Source organism: Nocardia arseniciresistens (assembly GCF_046764875.1).
Classification (GTDB): Bacteria; Actinomycetota; Actinomycetes; order Mycobacteriales; family Mycobacteriaceae; genus Nocardia; species Nocardia arseniciresistens.
In genome coordinates, this window is the sequence record NZ_JBKORD010000008.1 from 287,537 (window position 1) to 308,005 (window position 20,469).

Here is a 20,469-nt window from a genome sequence, read left to right on the forward strand (position 1 = left end):
CAGCTACGGTGGTGGGCCATGGACACCGCCGAGGCTGCCCTACCGAGGTCTCCTGACGTGGCGCGACCGGTATCGCGGATTCAGCCCAAGATCTGGAAAGCGCGACAGGTTGTTGTCGCGGCCGGATGCCTCATCGTGCTGCAGTTGGCGATCCGCTGGTGGGTAGCCGACAGCGGGTTCTTCTACTGGGACGATCTCATCCTGGTCGGCCGGGCAGCCGAATACCCGCTCTGGTCGACGGATCTGCTGCTGTACAACCATGACGGTCATTTCATGCCACTCGCATTCGCCACCGCGTGGTTGGTAACCGCGGTGGCGCCGCTGGCCTGGGCCGGACCGGTGGTCTCGCTGCTGGTGCTACAGGTCGGGGCATCGCTGGCCGTACTGCGCATGCTGATCGTGCTGGTGGGTGCGCGGTGGGCCATCCTGGTCCCCTTGGTCTGCTATCTGTTCTCCCCGTTGACGCTTCCCGCGTTCGCGTGGTGGGCGGCCGCCCTCAATGCGCTGCCGCTGCAATTCGCGCTCGCGTGGGTGATCGGTGACGCGGTACTGCTGGTTCGCGGCGGTCGGCGTCGGTATGCCATATCCGGGATCGTGGTGCTGGCAGTGGCACTGCTCTTCTTCGAGAAGTCGGTGATTGTCCCGTTCGTCGCGTTCGCCGTGACCGCACTGGCTCGATACGTCGACGGTGACTCGGGCGCGATTCGCGTGGTCGCACGACGTGGTGCGGCACTGTGGACGGGATCAGGTGTGGTGATCGCCTGCTGGTTGGCCGGATATCTCACGGTGGTCGACTTTTCCGGCATGCACAGCAGCCCGGGCGAACTCCTGGGCTTGCTGCCGAGCACAACATCATTCGGCATCGTGCCCGCGCTGCTTGGCGGGCCATGGGTCTGGGAGCGGTGGTTGCCCTCGACACCGTGGGCGGATTCGCCGGGCTGGGCGGTGGTGTCGGCCTGGATCGCACTCGGCGCTCTGGTGGCCCTGTCGATACGTGCGCGGTTGCGGGTATGGCCGGTCTGGCTGATGGCGGCGGCCTACATTCTGCTGGCCCAACTACCGGTGGCACTGGCCCGAAGCGGACCGAATACCGCAGCGGAACTGATGCAGTCCCTGCGGTACTTCGCCGACGTGGCGGTGGTGCTGTCCGCGGTGGGCGCCCTGTTGGTGCGAGCCGGTCCGCGGCCGCCGCGTGGCAGGACTTATCCGCTGCTTCCTGGTCCTCGGGTCGTAGTCGCACTGACTGCGGTTTTTCTGGTGAGCAGCCTGTGGACAACCGGCACCTTCGTGCGATCGTGGCGGGTCGGCCCGACCAGAACCTATGTCGCGAACGTGAAGTCGGCGCTGGAGCAGTGGGATGGCGTGCCACTACTCGACCAGGAGGTGCCGTGGAACGTGCTGAATCCGCTGGCATATCCGCAGAATCTGACCAGCCGGACACTCACCCCCGTCGCGCCGCCGGGCACCTTCGCCGATTCGACGCCACACCTGCGGATGATCACCGACACCGGCGAGATCGTCGAAGCGGCCGTCTGGTGGAACCGAAGCATTCGTCAGGGTCCAGAGCCCGACTGTGGCTACCGAATCCACGGTGGCGAGCCGGTCGAGTTGCGGCTCGACGGCCCGATGCTCGAGCACGAGTGGACCGTACGGCTCAACTATCTCGCGAGCCGGGACGGTCGGATCTTTGTCGCCTTCGAACACGGTGCCGCCGTGACCGCGTCCGTTCGGAAGGGGCTGAATACCGTGTACGTCCGGGCGGTCGGCAGCGGATCGGCGATTCGAATCGCTTCTCACACAACAGGACTCGACATGTGTGTCGGGGTCGGCCCGGTCGGCGTCGCGTCCTACGACAACTGACCTCGAAATACGCCGCGGATGGTCACCGCAGGACCAACGGCCCTGGCATTACCGTCTTCATTTCACCGATGACGCCCACGGGATCGGTCCGACGTGCCCCTGGGTAGTGCCGCGCCGGATTCTTCTGTGCCAGGCGGCAAATTCCTTCGTGATCCCTGCCGTGATTGTGACGGCGGTGCCTCATCGCGGCGGGACATCGGCTGCTCGCGGGGCACCGGCGGGGCTTGCTTGCGGCGGGGCGGTGGCTGATCGAGGTGCGACGGAGGTTGCTCGCTGCTCGGCCGTCGCGGCTGCTCGCGGCGCGGCGGCGCTGTCCGACTGTGGTGCGGTGGTGGTTGGTCGTCGTGCGCCGGTGGCGGTTGGTCGCGGTGCGATGGACGTGCCTGCCTGCGGCGCGATGTCGATGACTTGTCGCGGTGTGGCGGTGACGATTGGTTGCGCCGCGACGAGATGGGTTGGGGCGGGACGGGTTTGATCACCGGTAGTTTGCGGGTGGGGTGGGTCGGGTCGACGCCCTTTTCGCGGTAGCGGGCCGGGATGTCGTGGTGGCGTAGCCAGGCTCCCGGGTCGTGGCGATAGTGCTGGTCGAGGTCGGGGACAGCGTCTTCGAGTAGGGCGATGAGATCGCCGTCGCCACCGCCGAGGGCGGCCCGTATGGCGGAGAACGAGGTGGGCCGGAAGGTCCAGGTCCATTCGTATTCGGGATGGGGATCGCCGAGATCGCGTCCGTGGAAGACCAGGTTTCCGGTGGTGACGATTCGGGCGCTGACGGTCCGTCCGTCGGAAGTGATCAAGAATTCGTGCTCTCCGATGCGGTGCGCCAGTGTGATCTGGAACCATCCGGCAATCAGGCCCGCGATCCCGAATCCGGCCGCGATCCCGATTTCGACCCACCAACCCGTCGATCCGGAGTTATCGCTGAACTCGCACACGTAGAGGAACAGCAGACTCCCGACCACCAGCGCGGCGATCCGGGCAAGCCGCAGCGCAACGATGGTTGCGGCCGATGCGGCTGGCATCCTCTGTGCTCCTGAACAAACTTTCCGGCGGGCGATCAGAGTGGATCGTATGCGTCGACCGGGCGTCGTGGCGGGTGATGCGGGAACACCGGATTCCTCCGCGTCCGCGTCGTGCCCGCCCGCTTACGTGGTAGCCGGTCAGCGACGGATACCATGACTGGTCGCTCCGTTCCCGCCACCGCACGGAAAGGTCGTCGAACTTGCATCTGAAGAGCCTGACGTTGAAGGGCTTCAAGTCCTTCGCGTCCGCGACGACGCTGCGCTTCGAGCCGGGTATCACCTGTGTGGTCGGCCCCAACGGTTCCGGCAAGTCCAACGTCGTCGACGCGCTCTCCTGGGTGATGGGGGAGCAGGGTGCGAAGGCGCTGCGCGGCGGCAAGATGCAGGACGTCATCTTCGCGGGCACCACCGGTCGCGCGCCGCTCGGCCGCGCCGAGGTCACGCTTACTATCGACAACTCCGACGGTGCGCTGCCCATCGACTACGCCGAGGTATCCATCACCAGGCGCATGTTCCGCGACGGTGCGGGCGAATACGAGATCAACGGCAGCTCCTGCCGATTGATGGACGTGCAGGAACTGCTCAGTGACTCCGGCATCGGGCGGGAAATGCACGTCATCGTCGGACAGGGCCAACTCGCGGCCATCCTGGAATCGCGGCCGGAGGACCGTCGCGCCTTCATCGAAGAGGCCGCCGGCGTCCTCAAGCACCGCAAGCGCAAGGAGAAGGCGGTCCGCAAGCTGGAGGCGATGCAGGCCAACCTCGCCAGGCTCACCGACCTCACCACCGAATTGCGCCGCCAGCTCAAGCCACTCGGCAGACAAGCCGAGGTGGCGCGCCGCGCACAGACCGTGCAGGCCGACCTACGTGACGCGCGACTGCGCCTTGCCGCCGACGACCTGGTCACCCGGCGCGGTGAACTGGAAAGCCAGCAGAGCAAGGAGGCGTACGCGCGCGAGCAGCACATCACGGTGCAGACCGAGCTCGACGCCGCCAATGCCGCGTTGGCGCAGCAGGAATTCCAGCTCTCCCGGCTCACCCCCAGTGCGGAGGCCGCAGGACAGATCTGGTTCCAGCTCTCCGCACTCGCCGAGCGGGTCAACGCCACCATCCGCATCGCCAGCGATCGGGCCCGCCACCTGGACACCGAGACTCCGGTCGGCACCGGCCGCGATCCCGATCAGCTCGAGGCCGAGGCGCAGCGGGTGGAGGCCGAAGAGGCCGAACTGCGGGAATCGGTCGAGATCGCGACCGAGACGCTGGAGGCCGCGCGTGACCAGCTCGGCGAGCGCGAACAGGCAGCCAAGGCCGCCGAGCAGGCGCATCTGGCCGCGGTCAGGGCCATCGCCGATCGCCGTGAGGGGCTGGCCCGGCTGTCGGGTCAGGTCGACAACCTGCGCACCAGGACACAGTCGGTGGACGCGGAGATCGCCAGGCTCTCGGTCGCGATCACCGAAGCCAGGTATCGCGGTGATGCCGCGCAGTCCGAATACGACACAGTGCAGAGCGAGCTCAGCGAACTCGACTCGGGCGAGGCAGGTCTCGACGCGCAGCACGAGCACGCTGTGCAGGCGTTGACACTGGCCGATCAGCGCGTCACCGAGCTGCGCGAACAGGATCGCGACGCGGGCAAGCGGGTTGCCTCGCTGAGCGCACGCATCGAAGCGCTCGGCATGGGGCTTGCCCGCCGCGACGGCGCCGCCTGGCTGGTCGAGCATCGCGCCGAAGGGCTGCTCGGTCCGCTGTCCGGGCTGATCAGGGTGCACGGTGGATTCGAGGCCGCGGTCGCCGCCACGCTCGGCCCGCTTGCCGATGCGGTCGCGGCCGATACCGGTGCCAGCGCGCACGCCGCGGTGCGTGCACTCAAAGACGCCGACGGTGGTCGCGTCGCGCTGGTATTCGGCGCGACCAACGGCGCGCCCGCGCAGTTCGCCACGCTGCCCGGCGGCGCGCGCTGGCTGGCGGATGTCGTGGACGGCCCGGATACCGTGCGCGGTGCCATCGCCGCGTTGACCGCGGGTGTCGCGGTGGTCGAAAATCTGGACGCCGCTGTCGAGCTGGTCGCGGCGCGGCCGGAGCTGCGGGTGGTCACCCGCGACGGTGACCTCACCGGAACCGGTTGGGTGCTCGGCGGATCCGATCGTGCACCGAGCCAGCTGGAGATCCAGGCCGACATCGACACCGCCAAGTCCGACCTCGTCGCCTCGCAGCGTCGCGCGGAGGAACTGGAGGCCGCGCTCTCCGGCGCACTTGCCGAACAAGCCGATCGCAAGGACGCCGTCGACCAGTCGCTGCTCGCATTACACGAATCCGACCAGGCACTGGTGGCGATCTACGACCGGCTCGGCAGGCTCGGCCAGGTCGCGCGCACCGCGCTGACCGACGTCGAAAAGCTGACCGGTCAGCGCGCCGATACCGAGGCGAGCCGCGAGGAGTCGCTGACCTCGCTCGTCGACCTCGAGACCAGGCTGCGCAATGCCGAGCTCGAGCACGCCGACATCGACGACGACGGCATCGGCATGGCGGGTACCGAATCCGCGGGCCGCGACCGCGAGGAGGCCGCGGGTGCGCTTGCCGAGGCGCGCTCGATGGAGGTCGAGGCAAGGCTTGCCGTCCGCACCGCCGAGGAACGTGCGGAATCGGTTCGCGGCAAAGCGGATTCGCTGCGCAGGGCGGCCCATGCCGAACGCGAGGCGCGCGAACGGGCCGAACGCGCGCACGCCGCACGGCGCAAGGCCGCCGAGTTGGCGGCCGCCGTCGCCGAATCCGGTGCCCGCATCGCCGCCGAGCTGGAGATCGTGGTCGCCGAGGCCGCTACCCGCCGTGACGATCTGGTGCGCCGCCGCACCGAGTCCGCCGCGCAGGTCGATCAGGTCAAGGAACGCTCCCGTGCCCTCGCCACCCAATTGGCCCAGCTCACCGACGCCGTGCATCGCGACGAAGTGGCAAAAGCCCAGGCGGCCTTGCGCATCGAACAGATCGAGGCGACGATCTCCGAACAGTTCGGTATCGCCCTCAACGACCTGATCGCCGAGTACGGTCCCGACACCCCGACGCCGCCTTCGGATTTGGAATGGCTGGAGTACGAGCAGGCCAAGGAGCGCGGCGATCAGGTCATCGCGCCCTCGCCCATGCCGTACGACCGTCAGACCCAGGAGCGTCGCGCCAAACGGGCCGAGAAGGACCTCACCACCCTCGGCAAGGTGAATCCCCTTGCGCTGGAAGAGTTCGCGGCGCTCGAGGAGCGCTACAACTTCCTGGCCACGCAGCTCGAAGACGTCAAGAACGCGCGCAAGGACCTCCTGGATGTGGTCTCCGAGGTGGATGCCCGGATCCTCCAGGTCTTCACCGAGGCGTGGGAAGACGTCGAGCGGGAGTTCGTCGGCGTGTTCGCGAAACTGTTCCCCGGCGGCGAGGGTAGGTTGCTGCTCACCGACCCCTCGGACATGCTCACCACCGGCATCGAGGTGGAGGCCCGCCCACCGGGCAAGAAGGTCAAGCGCCTCTCGCTGCTGTCCGGCGGCGAGAAGTCGCTGACCGCGGTCGCCTTGCTGGTGGCCATCTTCCGAGCCCGCCCCTCACCCTTCTACGTGATGGACGAGGTCGAAGCGGCCCTGGACGACACCAACCTGCGCCGCCTGATCGGGCTGTTCGAGCAACTGCGCGAGAAGAGTCAGCTGATCGTCATCACCCACCAGAAGCCGACCATGGAAATCGCGGACGCTCTCTATGGCGTCAGCATGCGCGGTGATGGCATCACCCAGGTGATCAGTCAGCGGTTGACCAGGGAGAACCTGGCACCCGCGGGTTGATCCGGGAGAACCTGGTACCGCACGGACCAGCGGTTGCCGCTTCGCTGTCCAGGCCGAAAGCGGCTGTCTCGGATGATTTGTGGTTATCGTCATGCTCATGATCAAGAGCCGAGGGCGGGAAATAGGTGGCGTTGTCGCCATCGTCACGTGCGCCTTGTTGACCAGCTGTAGCGCCGACGACCAGCATTCGGGCCACTCGGCGACGGACTCGCATCAGCAGGGAACGGTGATATCCGCACTGCCACAACCGAGTTCGACGACGAGTGCTGCCACTGCGGCCCCGGGGGCGACCGTGCCGATCGGCGAGGTGCCCGGCAACGCGAACGCCGCGACGGCACTGCGACCGTGGGCTAGCGATCTGGTCGCCGATGATATCGACCAACTGGTACGCAAGTGCTGGACCATCGACCCGAAGAACGTCAGGGGTATGTACGCCGACAGGGACGGCATTCTCGCCGCGATCGCGCAACCCGGCGTCGATGGTCAGTTCGCGATTATCTGGAAGGGACCGGCCGAGACGGTCAGCGTGAAGCGCAGCGAGATCGCCTCCGGCTACGCGTGTCCGAGGGTGTCACCGACCGGATCCGATGCCTCCCTCAACGAAGGCGACGCCCGCTACACCGTCCGGCGCTACCTGTGGCGATCGGTCGGGAAGCCGGTAAATCCGGACGATACCGAGGGCAAGTACCCGCTCACCTGCCCGGGTTCGGTGCTGGCAGCCAACCCGGGCCGGCTCGCGGGCACTTCCGCATTCGACGACAACCAACTGACCTCGAAATCGACGGGTATCGCCGACGTCGAGGTATCGGTGCCGGTGACGAATTCCTCCGGTGTCACTCAGACCACGATCTTCGAGCTGAACGTCGGACCGGAGGGCTACTGCCTCAACGACATCGGCTGAGCTGTCGGCTGCCGGTAATGTGGACGCGTCGTGTCAGCGCGCCGAGCTGACCTGGTCGCTGTCGAGTAGGGCCTTGATCTGCGTCGCTCCGGTAGCGGCGAGCCAGGATTCGAAGGTCGTGAGTGCGGGGTAGATGTGTCGCAGCTTCGCGATGTCGGCGCGCCAGCCGCCGGTCTCGCGCAGCAGCCGCCACGTGTCGCCGATCTGTTGGCCCAAGGCGTCCGCGTCGGGCTCGGTGAGCTCGCGATAGCTGATCTGATGTCCGGTGGTTTCGCTGATCAGCGCGACCGCCTTCGACGGCGGGACCGCGTCGCTGGCCAGTTCGATGGTGTGGCCGTGGAATCGGTCCGCGTCGGCGAAGGCGAGTGCGGCGAAGGCGGCGATATCGTCGAGCGCCACCACCTGTAGCGGCTGATCGGCGGGGAACAGGTGCTTGTGCACGCCGTCGATGATCCCGTCCACCGGCGAGGTGCGCATCAGGTAGTTCTCCATGAACCGGACGGGCCGCAACACGGTGTAGCGCAGACCGCTGGCCGCGATCGCGTCTTCGATGCGTTGCTTTCCGCCCGCGCCCCAGGACGAGTCGTCGCTCATCGAGGCGATGCTGGTGAAAACGATCTGTTCGACATTCGCGCGCTTCGCGGCGTCGACCACCGCGATGCCACGGGCTGCCTCCAGATCGACATCCCAGCCGTTCGGGCCGAAAGCGGCAGGGGGAACCAGGAATATGCCGCGGGTGCCCGCCACGGCCGCATCCAACGTGCTCGGAGTGTCGAAGTCGGCGACCACCAGTTCGGCACCGGCGAGCGCCAGGGAGCGCGCCGCGGACGCTTCGGGATCGCGCACCAGCGTGCGCACCGGGATACCGTCGGCCAGCAGTCGGCGCGCGGTGGCGCCGCCCTGCTTACCGGTGCCGCCGGTGACGAGGATGGGGTACTGCTGAGGGGACATTCGTGCCTTCTCTGCTCGATCGAACTGTGCTCGATAGAATCGGGTCGGGCGACCCGTATTCGGACCATACGGGTGTGTCGACCCGCTTGGCCAGGTCAGGAATGGAAGGCCGTAACGAATGTCTGCTCCAACACCGCCGCTCGGCAATGCGGCGCGGTCCGACGCCCGCCGCAATCGCGCACTGGTGCTCGCCGCCGCGCAACGGGCCTTCGCCGAGCAGGGCACCTCGGTATCCCTTGCCGAGGTCGCGCGCAAGGCCGGTGTCGGCGCCGGCACCGTGTACCGGCATTTCCCCACCAAAACCGATCTGCTGGAAGCGGTCATGCAGCAGCGCGTCGACCGGCTCGCCAAGCTGGCGGCCGATCACCTCGACGCGCGGGACCCCGGTGCCGCCTTTTTCGCGGTCTGCACCGACGTGGTCTCCTCTGCCCCGGGCAGCCAAGCATTGTGCGACGTGGTCCAGTCCGACGACGGCTGGCCGAAAGCCTTGTTGCGCAGCGCGGGAGTGCGGTTTCACCAGTCGCTCGGTGCGCTGTTGGACGCCGCGCAGCGCCAAGGCGCGGTCCGCGCCGACATCACCCTCGCCGATGTCCTCGACATCTTCACCGGATGCGTTGCGATCCAACGCCATCAGCGCCCCGGCGAGAGCCTGGTACGCGCCGTGACGATCGTGCTCGACGCGATGCGTTCGAACCCGGGGCAGACCACCGTAACGAAACTCGGTATCGAGGCGGGAAGCCGTAACGGAACTACGTCACGTAACGAAATCGCCGACGATTCGCACTGCCCGATCTGTGGCGGATCGGTGCGACACACCGGCACCGGCCGTCCGGCCCGCTACTGCTCCCCGGCGTGTCGCCAGAAGGCACATCGCCAACGTAGTACCCGTGCGTCTGTGAGCGCGCCCGCCGTGAGCTGACGGGTGTCGGGGTGACGAGGTGGCACCGCGGTAGCCGACCCGAGTCGCCTTACTCGGGTCTTCGCGCTATCGGGCCGGGCTCAGAGCAGGTCGCTGACATCGTCGGGCACGTCGACGGCGTATTTGCGCAGGATGTCCATGGAGATCACTTCCAGAGCGTTCTCGTGGGTGGCCGCAAGCACGATGGGTGCGGCGACACCGTCCTCATGAGCGTGCAGCCAGCGCACGGCCACCACACACCATCGGTCTCCTGGTTGCAGGCCCGGGAAGTTGTTTTCCGGGCGCGGCGTACTCAGATCGTTGCCGATGGATGCCTGGTGTTCGAGGAACTCGGCCGTGACGACAGTGCACACCGTGTGGCTACCAAGATCCTCCGGCCCGGTACTGCAGCAGCCATCCCGGTAAAAGCCGGTGAGAGGATCGGCGCCGCACTCTTCCAGCGGCCCCCCAAGCACGTTTCGATCAGTCACGTCGACGATCCTATTGTCAGTTCGCGAGAAGTTCCGCAGGACAAGAAATCTCGGGGGTTGTGTGTCGGCGCGGTGGCGGCGTGGTAATGCGGTCTCGGTGGTTCTGCAAGGATGGGCCGCGTGAGTTCCGAAGCCTGGATCCTGATCGCCGCGGTTGCCGCCCTGCTGCTGGTGGTGTTTGTCGCCGGATTCGTCCTGTACAAACGCCGTCGCATCACGTTGACGCCGCCCGCCCCCGAGAAAGAACTGACCGATCGGTCCGGGGGTTATTCGGCGTCGGGAGGCTTCAGCTTCAGCAAGGGCGACACGGCCACCGCGACACGCCCCGAACCGGCCCCGATCGAGCGCACCGACACCGACGGACAGCCACACGTCGGTGACGACGCGGCGATTCCGCGCGACGCGCCGAGGCGGGGCATCACCAACATCCCGCTGCCCGAGGGCGATGTGCTGGAGGCCGAGCAGACCGCCGGTGTCGGGTCGGCGCCCGCCGAGGTCGGTACATCGACGGGCGAATCGGACACGACTGTCGTCGAACCGGCCGACACCGCATCTCTCGACACCGCATCTCTCGACACCGCATCTCTCGACACCGCATCTCTCGACACCGCATCTCTCGACACCGCTGCGACCGACACCGCTGCGACCGACACCGCGGCGACCGACACCGCGGCGACCGACACCGCGGCGACCGACACCGCGGCGACCGACACCGCGGCGACCGACACCGCGGCGACCGGGACTGCCACTCGGGCCGACACCGCGCCCGCCGACAGCACGGCTGAGCTCGACGCTGCGGCCGCCGCCGCGTCCACTCCAACCCTTGACGAGATCGACCCCACCGAAGGCCGCCTGGTCCGTCTGCGTGGTCGCCTGTCCCGGTCGCAGAATGCCGTCGGCAAGAGCCTGCTCGGCCTGCTCGGTGGCGGCGACCTCGACGACGACTCCTGGGAAGAGATCGAGGACACCCTGGTGCTCGCCGATCTCGGCACCGCGAGCACCGCGGCGATCGTCGCGCGCCTGCGCGAGGAGATGGCCGTGCGCAGCGTCCGCACCACCGACGATGCCCGAGCTGTGCTGCGTGAGGTGCTCGTCGAGGCCCTGCGTCCGGAACTGGACCGCTCGATCCGCGCGCTGCCGCACGAGAATCATCCGTCGATCCTGCTTGTCGTCGGGGTCAACGGCACCGGAAAGACCACAACGACGGGCAAACTCGCGCGCGTGCTCGTCGCCGACGGCCGCCGGGTATTGCTCGGTGCCGCCGACACCTTTCGCGCCGCCGCCGCCGACCAGTTGCAGACCTGGGGCGAACGGGTCGGCGCCGACACTGTGCGCGGCAGGGAGGGCGCCGATCCCGCGGCTGTCGCGTTCGACGCGGTCACCGCGGGCATCGAGCGCGGGGTCGATGTGGTGATGATCGACACCGCAGGACGACTGCACACCAAGACCGGCTTGATGGACGAGCTCGGCAAGGTCAAGCGAGTGGTGGAGAAGAAGGCGTCGGTCGACGAGGTGCTGCTTGTGCTCGACTCCACCGTCGGGCAGAACGGTCTGACGCAGGCACGGGTCTTCGCCGAGGTGGTCGACATCAGTGGTGTCGTGCTCACCAAGTTGGACGGTACGGCCAAGGGCGGCATCGTCTTCCAGGTGCAGCACGAACTCGGCGTGCCGGTGAAGCTGGTCGGACTCGGTGAGGGCGCCGACGACTTGGCCCCCTTCGAACCCGGCGCCTTCGTGGACGCGTTGCTCGGCTGAGCTCGGAATTAGCTCGACCGAGCGAAAGATTCACCCGACCTACCCGTCGGTAACCGAATGTCCGAATCCGCCGACACGCACCTCGCGGCCGGGGCAAAACGTGCGGTTTGCACCACGAAACGTGTTAGCAACACAACTGCGTCATGCGTTCACCTCGGCGAAACACGACAGCGTCGTGGACGAAACACCAAATGAGGACCCTTTCGTTCAGGTCCATTTGCCGGAGTCGGCTGGGCCCGAGATGAGGAGGACATTAAGGTGGCATTTCCCCTTACCGGTGCACCGGACACCGGTGACACCGCATGGATGCTGGCGAGCTCAGCACTCGTGTTGTTGATGACGCCGGGTCTGGCATTTTTCTACGGCGGCATGGTGCGTTCCAAGAACGTGCTGAACATGATCATGATGAGCGTCAGCGCGATGGGACTTGTCGGAGTCCTGTGGTCGCTGTACGGATACTCGGCGGCCTTCGGCGACGACAAGTTCGGCGTAGTCGGTGATCCCTCGCAGTTCTTCGGACTGAAGGGCCTGATCGGCGGCAACTCGGTTGCCGAGGTCAAGGACGCCAGCGGCGCGGTCACCACGGCTGCCACGAACATTCCGCTCTTCGGCACTATCCCGATGACGGTGTTCGTGGCGTTCCAGCTGATGTTCGCGATCATCACGGTTGCCCTCATCTCGGGCGCGGTCGCCGACCGCTTGAAGTTCGGCTCCTGGCTGCTGTTCGCCGGCATCTGGGTCACCGTCGTCTACTTCCCGGTGGCGCACTGGGTCTTCGACTTCGATGCCAAGGACGCCGACGGCAACATCATTCACGAAGGCGGCTGGATCGCGAACAAGCTGCTCGCGGTCGACTTCGCCGGTGGTACCGCCGTCCATATCAACGCCGGTGCGGCCGCGCTGGCTCTTGTCCTCGTGCTCGGCAAGCGCAAGGGCTGGCCGACCACCCCGTTCCGTCCGCACAACCTGCCGTTCGTGATGCTCGGCGCCGGTCTGCTGTGGTTCGGCTGGTTCGGCTTCAACGCGGGCTCCGCGGTCTCCTCGGGTGGCCTGGCAGGTTCGACCTTCATCACCACCACCATCGCCACCTGCGCCGCGATGCTGGCCTGGTTGCTTGTGGAGAAGTTCCGCGACGGCAAGCCGACGTCGCTCGGCGCGGCATCGGGTGTCGTGGCGGGTCTGGTCGCCATCACGCCCTCCTGCTCCTCGGTCAACGTCCTCGGTGCGCTTGCCATCGGTCTCGTCGCCGGTGCGCTGTGCGCGCTCGCGGTGGGCCTGAAGTTCAAGTTCGGCTTCGACGACTCGCTCGATGTGGTCGGTGTGCACCTCGTCGGCGGCATCGTCGGCACCCTGATGGTCGGCCTTGTCGCCGCGCCGGAGGCGGGCGCGGCGAAGACCGGTCTGTTCTACGGCGGTGGCGTCGACCAGCTGTGGCGGCAGGCGGTCGGTGCGGGCGCGGTGTTGGCGTTCTCCTTCATCGCATCGCTGATCATTGCCTATATCGTGAAGTTCACCATTGGGCTGCGCGCTAGCGAGGAAGCCGAGGCGGCGGGCATGGACGAGTCCGAGCACGCTGAAACGGCATACGATTTCGCTGCTGTGGGTGGCATGGCACGTACGGCCGTCAAGGAGGCATGACGACAATGAAACTGATCACCGCAATCGTCAAACCGTTCACTCTCGAAGACGTGAAGACCGGGCTCGAGCAGGCGGGCGTGCTCGGCATGACCGTCAGCGAGGTGCAGGGTTACGGCCGCCAGAAGGGCCACACCGAGGTCTACCGCGGTGCGGAGTACTCCGTGGATTTCGTTCCGAAGGTTCGGGTCGAGGTCGTCGTGGACGACGCCTCGGTCGACAAGGTAGTCGAGGTGATCGTCGAGGCCTCCCGCACCGGAAAGATCGGTGACGGCAAGGTCTGGGTCACCCCGGTGGAATCGATCATCCGGGTACGGACCGGGGAACGCGGTACCGACGCTCTGTAAAACGGAAAATCGAATCGAGCGGCGGCCCCGCTCCCACCGGATTGCCCGGTCGGGGCGGGGCCGCACGTATTGAATGGCGGTGGGTTTGTGGCTAGTCAGGACGCCGATGACAGAAAAGTCTCCAATGGCGCGGCAGATCTGGTCCGCGCTCGGACCCAATTGCTCGATGGCGGGCTGCCCCGTAATCCCCGGCTCGACGCCGAATCGCTGCGGATGGCATTGGTCGATCTGTACGAACTCTGGCTGACGAGCAAAGGCGCCGAACTCGGAATCACCGCGGACAGCGGACTTGCCGTCGTCGCCGTCGGCGGGCTCGGCCGCAAGGAAATGCTGCCGTATTCGGATCTGGATCTGGTGCTGTTGCACGACGACATCGACCCGGCCAAGGTCGCGGAGGTCGCCGATCAACTCTGGTATCCCCTGTGGGACGCCCACATCAAGCTCGATCACAGTGTGCGAACCGTCCCGCAGGCACTGCGCGTGGCCTCCGAGGACCTGATCGCCGTACTCGGCATGCTCGAGGCAAGACACATCGTCGGCGACGGGGAACTGAGCAACTTGCTGATCGGCGGGGTGCGCCGCGAATGGCGAACGGGGATCCGTACCCGGTTCGACGAATTGATTACCCAGGCCGAGGCCAGGTGGCAGCGCAGCGGTGAGATCGCGCATCGCGCCGAGCCCGATCTGAAGAACGGCCGTGGTGGCCTTCGTGACATCCAGCTCCTCGACGCGCTGGCTATCGCCCAGCTGACCGATGCCATGCCGGGGCTCGGTCCGGATGTGCCAGGAGGCGGATTCGAGCTGGCCCACCGTCGTTTGCTGGATGTTCGTACGGAGCTGCACAGGGTCGCCGGACGCGCTCGCGACCAGCTGCGCGCGCAGGACGCCGACGAGATCGGTGGCGCGCTGCGGATCGGCGATCGCTTCGATCTCGCTCGCACCCTGAGCGATTCGGCGCGGACGGTGAGCTACTCCGTCGATGTCGGACTGCGGACCGCCGCGAACGCACTGCCACGGCGCGGCCTTGCCCGGTTGCGTCGGATGCCGGTGCGTCGACCACTCGATGAGGGGGTGGTCGAGCACGCGGGCGAGGTGGTGCTGGCCCGGGACGCGCGTCCGCAGCGCGATCCCGGGCTCATTCTTCGGGTGGCGGCGGCCTCGTCGCAGACGGGGCTACCGATGTCGGCGACGACGCTCAACCGGCTGTCGGACGACGCGCCGGAGCTGCGCGAGCCGTGGCCGAAGGACGCGCTCAATGATCTGCTCGTGCTGCTCGGCACTGGCCGAGGTGTCATCGACGCGATCGAGGCTCTGGACCGAACGGGCCTGTGGGGCAGGCTACTTCCCGAATGGGGCGCGGTGCGCGACCTGCCGCCGCGCGATGCCATGCACACCTGGACCGTTGATCGTCACCTGATGGAGACAGTCGCCTACGCGAGCGCGCTCAGCACCAGGGTCGCCCGCCCCGACATGCTCCTGCTCGGCGCGCTGCTGCACGATATCGGCAAGGGTCGCGCGGGCGACCACAGTGTCGTAGGCGCCGAACTGGCCACCCATATCGGCCGTCGCCTCGGGCTGTGGCCGTCGGATGTGCGGATACTCAGCGCCATCGTGCGCAACCACCTGCTGTTGCCCGATACCGCGACCCGCCGCGACCTCGCCGATCCCGACACGGTGCAGTTCGTCGTCGACGCGCTCGGCGGCGACGTACAACTGCTGGAACTGCTGCACACCCTCGCCGAGGCCGACTCGCTGGCCACCGGGCCCGGCGTGTGGGGCGACTGGAAGGCCTCGTTGATCGGCGAACTGGTCCGTCGCTGCCGTCTTGTCATGGCGGGTGGACAGTTGCCGACACCGGAGCCGATCGCGTCGGAGCTGCTCGCCAGGGCCGCGGCCGGTGGGGTGCACGTCGATCTGCGGCCCGGTGAGGGCAAGTTCACCTACACCGTCACCGTTATCGCGCCGGATGCCCCCGGCCTGCTCTCGGATGCCGCGGGCGTGCTCGCCCTGCACTCGCTGCGGGTGCTCTCGGCCGAGCTCGGCGGCGAAGGCGCGTCGGCTGTCAATACGTTCATGGTGTCGCCCAAGTTCGGTAACCCGCCGGATGCTGGATTGTTGCGGCAGGAGCTGATCCGCGCCATCGCCGGCGATCTGGACCTGCCCGCGCTGCTGGCCAAGCGGGAACGCGACGCCGCGGGGGTAAGGCCGAGCCTGTACGCGCAGGCGCAACCGCGGCTGATCTGGTCGGGTACTTCGGTGCCCGGCCAGGTGATCCTCGAGCTGCGCGCCGAGGACCGGATCGGCCTGCTGAGCCGTCTTGCCGCGGCACTGTCCGCCTCCGGGGCCGAGGTGCGCTGGGCAAAGGTGGTCACCATGGGTTCCGCGGTTGTCGACTCCTTCTGTCTGGATCTCGGCTCCGACGATGACCCCGCCCGGCGCGAAGCTATCGGAAAGGCGATTATGGGCGTGGTTCCCCGGCCGGCGCCGAAGCCGCCGGAGGGGGTGGGTCCGCCCGGCTCCGGGACGGCCTCTTGACTGCGTCGGGCGAATAACCAATCTGTTGCGAAAGATTTGCTGGATGTCATATGCGGAGGAGGTGGCGAGCCCTACTATCAGAGCGTCTGGCTGTCGCGAGCACGAGGGGAGCAGGTCGGTGGCAATTGAAGTCATTACGGCGTCGATGATGACGAGTGACGAAACCACACATATCGCGCGGTGTGTCGGCGGAGATCGGTGGGTCGTCTCATGGCTACCCGGCCGGACCCTCACCGGCCAGCAGGCCGTGACCGCGATGACGATTGCCACCACGGTCACCGCGCGCGAAGAGCCGACCGCGGCCGAGTGGGCCTCGCTCGACGGTATGGCCCTCGACCTGGGCCTGACCGCCCGCGAGGCGGTCTATATGGTGGCCATCGAGAACCACGACTATCGTCGCAAGACGGCCAAGCCGCACCGCCGCCCCCACGAAGAGCCGTCGCTCGAATAGCAGAGCCCTGCTACCTCGAAGGACACACCGCCTGCGCGAACATGTCGGCGGCCCCATTACCCTGGGATACCAAAGTGACGTCCCTCGAGATCAGGAGCGCGATCGGTGTTCGAATCCCTGTCCGACCGGCTTACCGGTGCCCTCAAGGATCTTCGCGGTAAGGGGCGTCTGTCACCGGCCGACATCGACGCCACCTGTCGTGAGATCCGTCTTGCTTTGCTCGAGGCGGACGTCGCGCTGCCCGTCGTTCGCGACTTCATCGCGAAGATCAAGGAACGAGCCAAAGGTTCCGAGGTCGCCGCGGCGCTCAATCCCGCGCAGCAGGTCGTCAAAATCGTCAACGATGAACTCGTCACCATTCTCGGCGGCGAAACCCGCAGGCTGACACTGGCCAAGAACCCGCCGACGGTGATCATGCTCGCTGGTCTACAGGGTGCCGGTAAGACGACCCTGGCGGGCAAGCTCGCGAAATGGCTGAAGGGCCAAGGCCATCAGCCGTTGCTGGTGGCCTGCGACCTCCAACGTCCCGGCGCTGTCACTCAGCTTCAGGTGGTCGGTGAGCGTGCCGGAGTGCCCGTGTACGCGCCGCACCCCGGCGTCTCCATCGGCGGCGGCGAGCACGCGCTCGGTGTCTCGGCGGCCGATCCTGTCGCGGTGGCCGAGTCCGGTATCGAGGAGGCGCGGGGCAAGCAATACGACGTCGTCATCGTCGACACCGCGGGCCGCCTCGGCATCGACGCCGAGCTGATGGCCCAGGCCGCAGGCATTCGTGACGCGGTGCAGCCGGATGAGACCCTGTTCGTCCTCGACGCCATGATCGGCCAGGACGCCGTCAACACCGCGGAAGCCTTCCGCGATGGGGTCGGCTTCACCGGCGTCGTGCTCACCAAGCTCGACGGCGATGCCCGCGGTGGCGCCGCGTTGTCGGTCCGCGAGGTGACCGGCGCGCCGATCATGTTCGCCTCCACCGGTGAGAAGCTCGAAGACTTCGACGTCTTCCACCCCGACCGGATGGCAAGCCGCATCCTCGGCATGGGCGATGTGCTCACGCTGATCGAACAGGCCGAGCAGGTCTACGACGCGCAGCAGGCCGAAGACGCCGCCCGCAAGATGGGCAGCGGCGAGCTGACCCTCGAGGACTTCCTCGACCAGATGCTCGCCATCCGCAAGATGGGCCCCATCGGCAACCTGCTCGGCATGCTGCCGGGCGCGGGGCAGATGAAGGACGCGCTCGCCCAGATCGACGACAAGCAGCTCGACCGGGTCCAAGCGATCATCCGCGGCATGACCGCGGCCGAGCGGGACAACCCGAAGATCATCAACGCCTCCCGCAGGCTGCGCATCGCCAACGGCTCCGGCGTCCAGGTCTCCGAGGTCAATCAGCTCGTCGACCGCTTCTTCGAGGCCAGGAAGATGATGGCCGCGATGGGTCGTCAGATGGGCATGCCCGGCGCGCGGCGTGGGAACGCCAAGAAGGGCAAGAAGGGCAAGAAGGGCGGTCGCGGGCCGACGCCGCCTAAGGTGCGCGGCGGTTTCCCCGGTATGCCCGCCGGAATGCCGGGCATGCCCGGCCTGCCCCCCGGTATGCCGGACCTGTCGGGTATGCCCGCCGGACTCGACCAGCTGCCTCCCGGCCTGGAGGGTATCGACCTCTCCCAGCTCAAGTTTCCCAAGAAGTAGCGCCGTCACCCCCAGTTCCGGTGCGCCGCATGCGTTTTCGCGTGCGGCGCACCGCTGTATTCCGAGCCTGATCGCCACCACCGAGCGGATCCACCGTGCCGGGTCGATTTCGGCGTGACCGTCATAGGGACGGACAGTAGGTTGGAGACAGCCGACGCCGTCCAGGAGGTTGCTGTGCATCTACGAGGTGTGGTCCTCCCCGATGACGAGGTACGCGACCTGTGGCTGCATGACGGGCTGGTGTCGTTCGAACCGGTGTCCGACGCCGAAACGCTGTGCGGCTCAGGATGGATTGTGCCCGGCCTTGTCGACGCGCACTGTCACGTCGGTATCAGGTACGGCGGGGGAAATGAGGACCGTGATGGCGCGATCGCGCAGGCCGAGACCGACCGCGATGCCGGTGCGTTGCTGCTGCGCGATGCCGGGTCGCCGATCGACACCCGTTTCATCGATGACCGCGAGGACTTGCCGAGGATCATTCGCGCGGGCCGCCACATCGCCCGCCCGCGCCGCTACATCCGCGAACTCGGTATCGAACTCGACGACGAGCGCGACCTGCCGGAGATCATCGCCGAGCAGGCCCGGTTCGGCGACGGCTGGGTGAAGATCGTCGGCGACTGGATCGACCGTTCCGTCGGCGACCTGCGCCCACTGTGGAGCGACGCCATCCTGAAGGAAGCCATCGACGCAGCGCACGCCAACGGCGCTCGCGTCACGGCGCACGTCTTCGGCGAGGACGCCCTGCCCGGCCTGATCAACGCGGGCATCGACTGCCTCGAACACGGCACCGGCCTCACCGACGACACCATCGAACTGATGGTCGAACACGGCACCGCGCTCGTCCCCACCCTCGTCAATATCGACACCTTCCCCGAAATCGCCGACAGCGCAGCCAAATTCCCTACCTACGCCGCCCACATGCGTGACCTGCACCGCCGCGTCCGCGTCACCGTCGCCAACGCGAACGACGCGGGCGTCCCCCTCTTCGCGGGCACCGACGCGGGCGGTTCCATCCGCCACGGCCGCATCGCGGACGAAATCACCGCCCTATCCGGTGCCGGGCTCACCGCGCACGATGCCCTCGGCGCGGCCTCGTGGAATGCCCGCGCATGGCTCGGCCGCCCCGGCATCGAGCACGGTGCCTCCGCGGATTTCGTCGTCTACCGCGAGGACCCGCGCACCAACCCCGCCATGCTCGGCGATCCCGAGTGGGTCGTATTACGCGGCCGTGTCATGAAGACCCCGAATCCCGTCACCGGCCACCGCTGAGGCGTCTCACGCGATGGCACGGCGACATGCACCGAGCTGACCCAGCGATGAATTCCAGCGGCGGCGCGCGCTTCGAAGCCCGCCCCTTCCGCTCCGGCATCACCATGCTCCGCTACCGTCCGTGAGCGGCATCCAGCTGCGGTGAAGATAGAAACCCGGTCTCCGGTGTCGCTCACCGCGAGGTCGCCCTGGAGGCGATTTCAGGGGAGGTGGGGGTGTCTGGCAGAATGGGTCATCGTCCTTCCTGGACAGTGTCAGCCCGTCTCCGGTTACGTACCGCGCGGCGGTCACACACCCCAAGCGCAAAACCGGGCTCGCAGACCATGCGGGTCGCTGAATTGCGCCGTGACCGAACTAAGAAAGGCAGATCAGCATATGGCTGTTCGCATCAAGCTCACCCGTCTCGGCAAGATCCGCAACCCGCAGTACCGCGTGGTCATCGCCGACGCCCGCACCCGTCGTGACGGCCGGGCCATCGAGGCGGTCGGCAAGTACCACCCGAAGGAAGAGCCGTCGCTGATCGAGATCAACTCCGATCGCGTGCAGTACTGGCTCGGTGTCGGCGCGCAGCCGACCGAGGCCGTGCAGCGTCTGCTGGAGATCACCGGCGACTGGCAGAAGTTCAAGGGCTTGCCGGGCACCGAGGGCACCCTGAAGGTCAAGGCTCCGAAGACCTCCAAGCTCGACCTGTTCAACGCCGCGCTCGCCGCCGCCGACAGTGAGCCGTCCGCGGCCGCTGTCACCCCGAAGAAGAAGGCCGCGAAGAAGGACGAGGCCGCCGCTGAGGCGCCCGCCGCTGAGGCTGCTGAGTAACTGTGAGTGAGCGCAGCGAGCGAACCATAGACGCAGCCGCATCGGCGGTCAT

The 20,469-nt window shown here is 67.2% G+C and carries 15 protein-coding genes; 12 read left to right on the plus strand and 3 right to left on the minus strand.

The window, feature by feature from the left end; genetic code table 11:
• The first annotated feature begins 18 nt into the window (after window positions 1-18).
• Complete coding sequence (locus ACLMAJ_RS17140) at window positions 19-1,860, plus strand: hypothetical protein (protein WP_412014693.1); 1,842 nt, start codon at window positions 19-21, stop codon at window positions 1,858-1,860.
• Window positions 1,861-1,922: 62 nt separating this feature from the next.
• Here the strand turns inward: ACLMAJ_RS17140 and ACLMAJ_RS17145 are convergent, their stop codons facing one another.
• A complete protein-coding gene (locus tag ACLMAJ_RS17145; protein ID WP_412014694.1) occupies window positions 1,923-2,879 on the minus strand; it encodes a hypothetical protein in 957 nt (318 codons plus the stop codon).
• A 200-nt stretch (window positions 2,880-3,079) separates the two neighbouring features.
• On the opposite strand from ACLMAJ_RS17145, the gene smc reads away from it, so the two are divergent.
• Together smc and ACLMAJ_RS17155 are read left to right on the plus strand one after the other, a co-directional pair.
• Window positions 3,080-6,691 carry a chromosome segregation protein SMC gene (smc, locus tag ACLMAJ_RS17150; RefSeq protein ID WP_412014695.1) on the plus strand — a complete coding sequence of 1,204 codons (3,612 nt, stop codon included), beginning with the start codon at window positions 3,080-3,082 and terminating at the stop codon, window positions 6,689-6,691.
• A gap of 97 nt (window positions 6,692-6,788) precedes the next feature.
• Window positions 6,789-7,592 (plus strand): hypothetical protein, encoded by an 804-nt coding sequence (locus ACLMAJ_RS17155; RefSeq protein ID WP_412014696.1) that lies wholly within the window; start codon window positions 6,789-6,791, stop codon window positions 7,590-7,592.
• A gap of 33 nt (window positions 7,593-7,625) precedes the next feature.
• Here the strand turns inward: ACLMAJ_RS17155 and ACLMAJ_RS17160 are convergent, their stop codons facing one another.
• Window positions 7,626-8,543: an NmrA family NAD(P)-binding protein gene (locus tag ACLMAJ_RS17160; RefSeq protein WP_412014697.1), complete on the minus strand. Its 918-nt coding sequence runs from the start codon at window positions 8,541-8,543 to the stop codon at window positions 7,626-7,628.
• 118 nt (window positions 8,544-8,661) lie between these two features.
• Here ACLMAJ_RS17160 and ACLMAJ_RS17165 point away from each other — a divergent pair, with 118 nt between their 5' ends.
• Window positions 8,662-9,462, plus strand: coding sequence for a TetR/AcrR family transcriptional regulator (locus tag ACLMAJ_RS17165; protein WP_412014698.1), 801 nt, complete (start codon window positions 8,662-8,664; stop codon window positions 9,460-9,462).
• A gap of 80 nt (window positions 9,463-9,542) precedes the next feature.
• Here ACLMAJ_RS17165 and ACLMAJ_RS17170 read toward each other — a convergent pair whose 3' ends face one another.
• On the minus strand, window positions 9,543-9,932 hold the full coding sequence (locus ACLMAJ_RS17170) for a DUF2237 family protein (RefSeq protein WP_412014699.1): 390 nt from the start codon (window positions 9,930-9,932) through the stop codon (window positions 9,543-9,545).
• A 111-nt stretch (window positions 9,933-10,043) separates the two neighbouring features.
• Here ACLMAJ_RS17170 and ftsY point away from each other — a divergent pair, with 111 nt between their 5' ends.
• From ftsY to rpsP, 8 genes are all read left to right on the plus strand, one after another.
• Entirely contained in the window at window positions 10,044-11,687 is a 1,644-nt protein-coding gene (ftsY, locus tag ACLMAJ_RS17175; RefSeq protein WP_412014700.1) for a signal recognition particle-docking protein FtsY, read from the plus strand.
• Between the two features lie 258 nt (window positions 11,688-11,945).
• Window positions 11,946-13,325, plus strand: coding sequence for an ammonium transporter (locus ACLMAJ_RS17180; RefSeq protein ID WP_412014701.1), 1,380 nt, complete (start codon window positions 11,946-11,948; stop codon window positions 13,323-13,325).
• Window positions 13,326-13,330: 5 nt separating this feature from the next.
• Window positions 13,331-13,669 carry a P-II family nitrogen regulator gene (locus ACLMAJ_RS17185; protein ID WP_040780799.1) on the plus strand — a complete coding sequence of 113 codons (339 nt, stop codon included), beginning with the start codon at window positions 13,331-13,333 and terminating at the stop codon, window positions 13,667-13,669.
• Window positions 13,670-13,756: 87 nt separating this feature from the next.
• Complete coding sequence (locus ACLMAJ_RS17190; protein ID WP_412014702.1) at window positions 13,757-16,204, plus strand: [protein-PII] uridylyltransferase; 2,448 nt, start codon at window positions 13,757-13,759, stop codon at window positions 16,202-16,204.
• A 118-nt stretch (window positions 16,205-16,322) separates the two neighbouring features.
• Entirely contained in the window at window positions 16,323-16,655 is a 333-nt protein-coding gene (locus tag ACLMAJ_RS17195) for a hypothetical protein (protein WP_412014703.1), read from the plus strand.
• Between the two features lie 105 nt (window positions 16,656-16,760).
• A complete protein-coding gene (ffh, locus tag ACLMAJ_RS17200) occupies window positions 16,761-18,335 on the plus strand; it encodes a signal recognition particle protein (protein ID WP_412014704.1) in 1,575 nt (524 codons plus the stop codon).
• Window positions 18,336-18,509: 174 nt separating this feature from the next.
• The gene (locus tag ACLMAJ_RS17205; protein WP_412014705.1) at window positions 18,510-19,604 is read left to right on the plus strand and encodes an amidohydrolase family protein; all 1,095 of its coding nucleotides are present in this window, start codon (window positions 18,510-18,512) and stop codon (window positions 19,602-19,604) included.
• A 375-nt stretch (window positions 19,605-19,979) separates the two neighbouring features.
• On the plus strand, window positions 19,980-20,417 hold the full coding sequence (gene rpsP / locus ACLMAJ_RS17210) for a 30S ribosomal protein S16 (RefSeq protein ID WP_412014706.1): 438 nt from the start codon (window positions 19,980-19,982) through the stop codon (window positions 20,415-20,417).
• The last annotated feature ends 52 nt before the right edge of the window (window positions 20,418-20,469 follow it).

Excerpts from the sequence above, each read along its gene's own strand:
- ACLMAJ_RS17185 (WP_040780799.1), top strand. The coding sequence starts at position 13,331 with ATGAAACTGATCACCGCAATCGTCAAACCGTTCACTCTCGAAGACGTG.
- ftsY (WP_412014700.1), top strand. The coding sequence starts at position 10,044 with ATGGGCCGCGTGAGTTCCGAAGCCTGGATCCTGATCGCCGCGGTTGCC.
- ACLMAJ_RS17160 (WP_412014697.1), bottom strand. The coding sequence starts at position 8,543 with ATGTCCCCTCAGCAGTACCCCATCCTCGTCACCGGCGGCACCGGTAAG.
- ACLMAJ_RS17155 (WP_412014696.1), top strand. The coding sequence starts at position 6,789 with ATGATCAAGAGCCGAGGGCGGGAAATAGGTGGCGTTGTCGCCATCGTC.
- rpsP (WP_412014706.1), top strand. The coding sequence starts at position 19,980 with ATGGCTGTTCGCATCAAGCTCACCCGTCTCGGCAAGATCCGCAACCCG.
- ACLMAJ_RS17140 (WP_412014693.1), top strand. The coding sequence starts at position 19 with ATGGACACCGCCGAGGCTGCCCTACCGAGGTCTCCTGACGTGGCGCGA.
- ACLMAJ_RS17145 (WP_412014694.1), bottom strand. The coding sequence starts at position 2,879 with ATGCCAGCCGCATCGGCCGCAACCATCGTTGCGCTGCGGCTTGCCCGG.
- ACLMAJ_RS17165 (WP_412014698.1), top strand. The coding sequence starts at position 8,662 with ATGTCTGCTCCAACACCGCCGCTCGGCAATGCGGCGCGGTCCGACGCC.